This is a genomic window from Actinotalea sp. C106, assembly GCF_023630195.1.
Taxonomy (GTDB): Bacteria; Actinomycetota; Actinomycetes; order Actinomycetales; family Cellulomonadaceae; genus Actinotalea.
This window is the reverse complement of record NZ_JALPKN010000202.1, coordinates 1-5,790: the sequence shown is the minus strand read 5'-3', so window position 1 is coordinate 5,790 and position 5,790 is coordinate 1. Positions and strand designations below refer to the sequence as shown.

General features: G+C 74.0%; 6 protein-coding genes. All 6 read right to left on the bottom strand.

The genetic code is table 11. The features are described from left to right. Positions 1-2: 2 nt before the first annotated feature. Positions 3-275, bottom strand: a complete 273-nt coding sequence (locus L0B03_RS12925) for a DUF4031 domain-containing protein (RefSeq protein WP_250446393.1) — start codon at positions 273-275, stop codon at positions 3-5. A 76-nt stretch (positions 276-351) separates the two neighbouring features. Beyond that, entirely contained in the window at positions 352-642 is a 291-nt protein-coding gene (locus tag L0B03_RS12920) for a WXG100 family type VII secretion target (RefSeq protein WP_250446391.1), read from the bottom strand. A gap of 138 nt (positions 643-780) precedes the next feature. Further along, on the bottom strand, positions 781-1,590 hold the full coding sequence (locus L0B03_RS12915) for a hypothetical protein (RefSeq protein ID WP_250446389.1): 810 nt from the start codon (positions 1,588-1,590) through the stop codon (positions 781-783). 97 nt (positions 1,591-1,687) lie between these two features. Then, positions 1,688-3,121, bottom strand: coding sequence for a HAMP domain-containing sensor histidine kinase (locus L0B03_RS12910; protein WP_250446386.1), 1,434 nt, complete (start codon positions 3,119-3,121; stop codon positions 1,688-1,690). Then, on the bottom strand, positions 3,118-3,858 hold the full coding sequence (locus L0B03_RS12905) for a response regulator transcription factor (protein ID WP_250446383.1): 741 nt from the start codon (positions 3,856-3,858) through the stop codon (positions 3,118-3,120). The genes L0B03_RS12910 and L0B03_RS12905 overlap by 4 nt, the downstream gene beginning before the upstream one ends. 93 nt (positions 3,859-3,951) lie before the next feature. After that, positions 3,952-5,595 (bottom strand): DNA repair helicase XPB, encoded by a 1,644-nt coding sequence (locus L0B03_RS12900; RefSeq protein ID WP_250446378.1) that lies wholly within the window; start codon positions 5,593-5,595, stop codon positions 3,952-3,954. Positions 5,596-5,790 lie beyond the last annotated feature (195 nt).

Below are 5,790 nucleotides of genomic sequence, written 5' to 3'. Positions count from 1 at the left end.
CGTCAGCGCCCGTGCCGGTCGCGCGAGGCCACCCGGAGCCCCGAGGCGGGCAGCCGACGGACGAGCTCGCGCGAGCCGACGCGCTCAGCGCCCAGCGCCTCGAGCTCGGGGTAGCGCTCGGTGGGCACGTCGTAGTGGTCCAGGTCGAAGGCGCGTCGCGGGATCCCCGCCCGGTCGGCGAAGGCGTGCAGCTCCTCGAGGGACCGATCGCTGACCAGGTGCCCCCACACGGTGCCGTGCCGGGGCCACAGCGCGGGGTCCAGGAGCACGGTCACCCGGTCGATCCAAGCACCCGACGCGCAGAGACGGCGCCGCGACCCACCGTGCGGGTGCGACGCCGTCGGCGAGACGTCAGCGCAGGAACAGGCGGGAGGCCTGCTGCTCGGCCTCGTCGTAGTGCTGCGCCGCGGTGCCGAGCGCCACGGCGATCTCGTCCAGGCTGGCCTCGACCTGCCGCTCGGTCGCCGCCCAGGTGGTGATCGAGCCGCCGAAGGCGCTCGCCGCCCCGCCGCGCCACGCCCCCTGCAGGTCCGTCAGATAGCGCATCAGCGCCCCCACCTCGGTGCGGATCACGGCCATCGACCGGTGCGCCGCGGCGCTCGCCTCGGCCACCTGGGCGCTGTCGACCTCGTACCTGCTCATCGCTGCTCCTCCTCTGCTCGGGGGGCCGAGGCTACGGAGCGGTCAGGGCGTGAGGAGAGGGGGGCCGGGCGGCCTGGGGAGGGGGACGGCCGTGGCCGAGCTGTGGACGGGCTCAGCCCAGGTGTCTTCTGCGCGGGCTCAGCCCGGGGCGCTGCTCCGCGCCGTCTCGGGTGCCCCGGCAGCCGTGTCGGTCATCCCGTGCGCGGCGGCCTCGTCGGCGCCGGCCTCGGTGGACTCCTCCGGGGGTGGGGCGGCCGCCTCGATCTTGCGGAGCTCCTTCTCGAGGCGGTGCAGCTCGGCGGCGAGGTTCTGCCGAGCAGGCTCCTCCCACGCGGCGCCCAGCGGGCTCGAGAACAGCGCCGAACGCCCTTCGAGCTTGCGCAGGATCTTGATCCGCGCGCGGACGAACTCCTCGACGGGCAGGTGTGCGTACTCGGCCCGCACGTCAGCGAGGTAGGCCTTGTACCGCTGGGGCTCCGAGGCGAGCATCGCGAGGTCCGCGTCGCACAGCACCGCGCAGTCGAAGTCCTCGGCGTCGGGGTTGTGCCGGGCCAGGACGGTCACCAGGTGGGCTACACGGTCCACGCCCGCGGCCGGCACGCCGAGGTCGGTCAGCTCGGTCCGGGCGAGGGCTGCGCTGGCCTGCTCGTCCTCCCCGCCGCGGTGCGCGTACGAGGCGATGGCCGCGGCGTCGAAGATCGCCCCGTGGTACCAGGCGCCCAGGCGCACCAGGTCCGGCTCGTGGGTCTCCTCGGCGAGCTCGTCGACCCGCGCGAGCACGTCGGTCAGGTGCCGCAGGTTGTGGAAGTGGCGCCCCTCCTCCGACCAGCGGTCGATGAGGCTCTCGCCGACCTTCTCGATCTCCTCGGGGGTCGCGGTCGCGCCGGCGCCCAGGCATGCGCGGACGAAGGCCGAGATCAGCCACTGGGGTGCGTCGTGGACGCCCATCGACAAGCCTCACATCCGGGGGGAAACGACTCGCCATGGTAGTCCCGCGCGCCCATGGTCAGCACCACCCGAACGGGGGACGGCGGGGCCCCGCCGGTCAGGACGTCGCCGGGGGGAGGGTGACGCGGACCGTCGTCCCGCCCCCCGGGGTCTGCGCGATGTCGACGGTCCCCTCGTGGGCGGTGACGATCGCCGCGACGATGGCCATGCCGAGGCCGGCGCCACCCGTCTCGCGGCCCCGAGAGGCGTCCACCCGGTAGAAGCGCTCGAAGACCCGCGACGCGTGGGCCGCGTCGATGCCCGGGCCGTGGTCGCGCACCTCGAGCACCACGCGGTCTCCGTCCCGCCCGACCCCGAGCTCGACGGGTGTGCCGGGTGGCGTGTGCTGGACCACGTTGCCCACGAGGTTCGCCAGGACCTGGCGCAGCCGCCCGTCGTCGCCGAGCACCACCGCACCGGCCACGCTGCCCCCGACGGGCTCGAGCCTCGCCCTGCGGGTGGGGTCCAGGGCGTGCAGGTCCGCGACGGCGTCCCCCGCGAGGACGGCGAGGTCGACCTCCTCGTGGCGCAGGGGTCGCTTCTCGTCGAGGCGCGCGAGCTGGAGCAGGTCGTTGACGAGCACCCCCATGCGGGTCGCGGAGTCCTCGATCCGGTGCAGGGTGGTCTCGACCTCGGCGGGCTCGCGCAGGGCCCCCATCCGGTACAGCTCGCCGTAGCCGCGGATCGTCGCCAGCGGGGTGCGGAGCTCGTGGCTCGCGTCCGCGACGAACCGGCGCATGCGCTCCTCGGAGGCCGTCCGGTCGGTGAAGGCCTGCTCGATCTGGGCGAGCATCACGTTGAGGGCCCCGGCCAGGCGCCCGACCTCGGTGCTCGCGGGGCTGTCCGGCACACGGCGAGTGAGGTCCCCGGCGGCGATGGCCTGCGCGGTGTCCTCGATCTGCCGCAGGGGTTGCAGGGCACGGCGCACCCCCCACCACCCCGCGACCGCACCGAGGCTGACCACCCCGACGCCGATCGCCGCCAGGGCGGCCTGCATGCGGGCCAGGGTCGCGTCGGCCGCCCTCAGGGGCAGGGCCACCGAGACCGAGCCGACGACGGTGTCCCCCGAGACCAGGGGGCGCGAGAGCACCCGCCACCGTCCCGTCCCCGCGGCCGACTCGACCGTGTAGGCCTTCCCGTCCAGGCCCAGCACCTCCTCGGCGGTCAGCCGGGGGATCGCCGGGATCGCCGCCGTGCCGCCGGTGGCCGCCCACTGCTTGAGGGTCACGCCGTCCGTGCCGGCCACCCGGACGTGGTAGTCGGAGGGCTGGGTGCCGTCGGTGCTCGCGCCGCGGCTCGGCAGGCCGCTGGTGAACTCCTCGACCAGGGCGGGGGCGGCGTTCTCGAGCTGGGCGTCGACCTGCGAGACCAGGGACTGCCCGAGCAGGCCCTGGGCGGCAACCCCGGTCAGCCCGAGGCCCACCACGAGCAGCAGGGCGAAGACCGCGGTGAGCTGGGTGCGCAGCGGCACACGTCCCCAGGCGGTGGTCACGCGCTGCCCGGGGGGAGCCGCAGCACGTAGCCCACACCGCGCTTGGTGTGGATGAGGGGCGCCAGGGGCGCGTCCCCGTCCCCCCCGGTCCGGTCGATCTTGCGCCGCAGGTAGGAGATGTAGGACTCCACGATGCTCCCGTCACCGCCCCAGTCGTACTGCCACACGTGGTCCAGGATCTGCGCCTTGGACAGGACGCGTCCGGCGTTGAGCAGCAGGTAGCGCAGCAGGGCGAACTCGGTGGGGGAGAGGTCGATGGTGCGGCCGGCCCGGCGCACCTCGTGGGAGTCCTCGTCGAGCTCGAGGTCGGCCAGGCGCAGTACGCCGTCGTCCTGCGCGGCGTCGTCGGTACGGGCCCGGCGCAGCACGGCGCGGATGCGGGCGACGACCTCCTCGAGGGAGAAGGGCTTGGTCACGTAGTCGTCCCCGCCGACGGTGAGGCCGGTGACCTTGTCGCTGGTGTCGTCCCGCGCGGTGAGGAACAGGACGGGGACGCGGCGGCCCTGCTCGCGCATGCGGCGGGTGACGGTGAAGCCGTCCATGTCGGGGAGCATCACGTCCAGGACGACGAGGTCGGGCTCGACGTCGCGGATGAGGGTCAGGGCGCTCGCCCCGTCGGCCGCGCCGTGCACCTCGAAGCCCGCGAACCGCAGCGAGGTGGTGAGCAGCTCGCGGATCGTCGGCTCGTCGTCGACCACGAGGAGGCGTGCCTCGGGGGAGCTGGGGGCGCTCGTCATGCCCCCAGTGTGCGCGCGAATCCTGGACGTCGGCTGGGAGCGCGCTGGGAGCCCGGGCGGGCCCCGCTGTACGCGAGTGTGGCTGTCGGTCCCTCAGGCGGTCGTGAGGTCCTCGGCGTCGACGATCCGGTAGGCGTAGCCCTGTTCGGCGAGGAACCGCTGACGGTGCGCGGCGAACTCCTGGTCGACGGTGTCCCGCGCGACCACGGCGTAGAAGTGGGCGGTGCGCCCGTCGGCCTTGGGCCTCATGATCCGGCCGAGGCGCTGGGCCTCCTCCTGCCGAGACCCGAAGGACCCGCTCACCTGGATCGCGACGGTCGCCTCGGGCAGGTCCACCGAGAAGTTCGCGACCTTGCTCACCACGAGCCGGTTGACCTCGCCGGTGCGGAAGGCCGCGAACAGCCGCTCGCGCTCGCGGACGGTGGTCTGCCCGGTGATGAGCGGGGCGTCGAGCTGGTCCGCGAGCAGCTGCAGCTGGTCGAGGTACTGGCCGATGACGAGGACCTGGTCGTCGGGGTGCTGGGCGACCAGCTGCTCGACCACCCGGTTCTTGCCCGCGGCGCTCGCGGCCAGCCGGTACTTGTCCTCGGGCTCGGCGGTCGCGTACGTGAGCCGGTCCCGCTCGGGCAGGGTCAGCCTCACCTCGACGCAGTCGGCCGGGGCGATGTAGCCCTGCGCCTCGATGTCCTTCCACGGGGCGTCGAACCGCTTGGGCCCGATGAGGGAGAAGACCTCGTCCTCGCGGCCGTCCTCGCGCACCAGGGTCGCGGTCAGGCCGAGCCGACGCCGGGCCTGCAGGTCCGCGGTCATGCGGAAGATCGGGGCGGGCAGCAGGTGGACCTCGTCGTAGAGGATCAGGCCCCAGTCGCGCGCGTCGAGCAGCTCGAGGTGGGTGTAGACGCCCTTCCGGCGGGTGGTGAGCACCTGGTACGTCGCGATGGTGACCGGACGCACCTCCTTGCGGGTGCCCGAGTACTCGCCGATCTCGTCCTCGGTGAGGCTGGTGCGGCGCAGCAGCTCGTCGCGCCACTGCCGCGCCGAGACCGTGTTGGTCACGAGGATGAGGGTCGTGGTGCCCGAGCGGGCCATCGCCCCGGCCCCGACCAGGGTCTTGCCGGCCCCGCAGGGCAGGACGACGACGCCGGACCCGCCGTGGAAGAAGTTGTCGACCGCCTGCTCCTGGTACGGCCGCAGGGACCAGCCGTCCTCGTCGAGGGAGATCGGGTGGGCCTCGCCGTCGACGTAGCCCGCGAGGTCCTCGACCGGCCAGCCCAGCTTGAGCAGCACCTGCTTGAGGTTGCCGCGCTCGCTCGCGTGCACCACGACGTCGTCGTCGTCCAGGCGGGTGCCGACCAGGCCCGCGGTCTTGCGCGAGCGCAGCACCTCCTCGAGCACGGCGCGGTCCAGGGCGTGCAGCACCAGGCCGTGGGTCGGGTGGCTGACCAGCTGGAGGCGGCCGTACCGGGCCATGGTCTCGGCGACGTCGACCAGCAGGGAGTGCGGCACCGGGTAGCGCGAGAACTCGAGCAGCACCGCGACCACCCGCTCGGCGTCGTGCCCCGCGGCCCGGGCGTTCCACAGGCCCAGCGGGGTGAGCCGGTAGGTGTGGACGTGCTCGGGGGCGCGCTCGAGCTCGGCGAACGGCGCGATCGCCCGACGGCAGGCGTCGGAGTCGGCGTGGTCGACCTCGAGCAGGAGGGTCTTGTCGCTCTGCACGATCAGCGGGCCGTTAGTCATCGAGCTCCTCGGTCGGGCGGGTCAGGCAGGTCAGGCGGTCGAGCGGGTCAGGCGGTACGCAGGTCGGGCGGTCAGCCCTCAGGCGGGGGTCACCGTGGCGATCCGGTGCACGGCCACGGTCAGCTCGGCCTCGCGCTCGGCGTCGACCGCGCGCACCCGGCCGCCGTCCACGCGCACGGGGCGCACCCGTCGTCG

Coding starts and splice junctions, on each gene's coding strand:
- L0B03_RS12920 (WP_250446391.1), bottom strand. CDS start 642: ATGAGCAGGTACGAGGTCGACAGCGCCCAGGTGGCCGAGGCGAGCGCC.
- L0B03_RS12905 (WP_250446383.1), bottom strand. CDS start 3,858: ATGACGAGCGCCCCCAGCTCCCCCGAGGCACGCCTCCTCGTGGTCGAC.
- L0B03_RS12915 (WP_250446389.1), bottom strand. CDS start 1,590: ATGGGCGTCCACGACGCACCCCAGTGGCTGATCTCGGCCTTCGTCCGC.
- L0B03_RS12900 (WP_250446378.1), bottom strand. CDS start 5,595: ATGACTAACGGCCCGCTGATCGTGCAGAGCGACAAGACCCTCCTGCTC.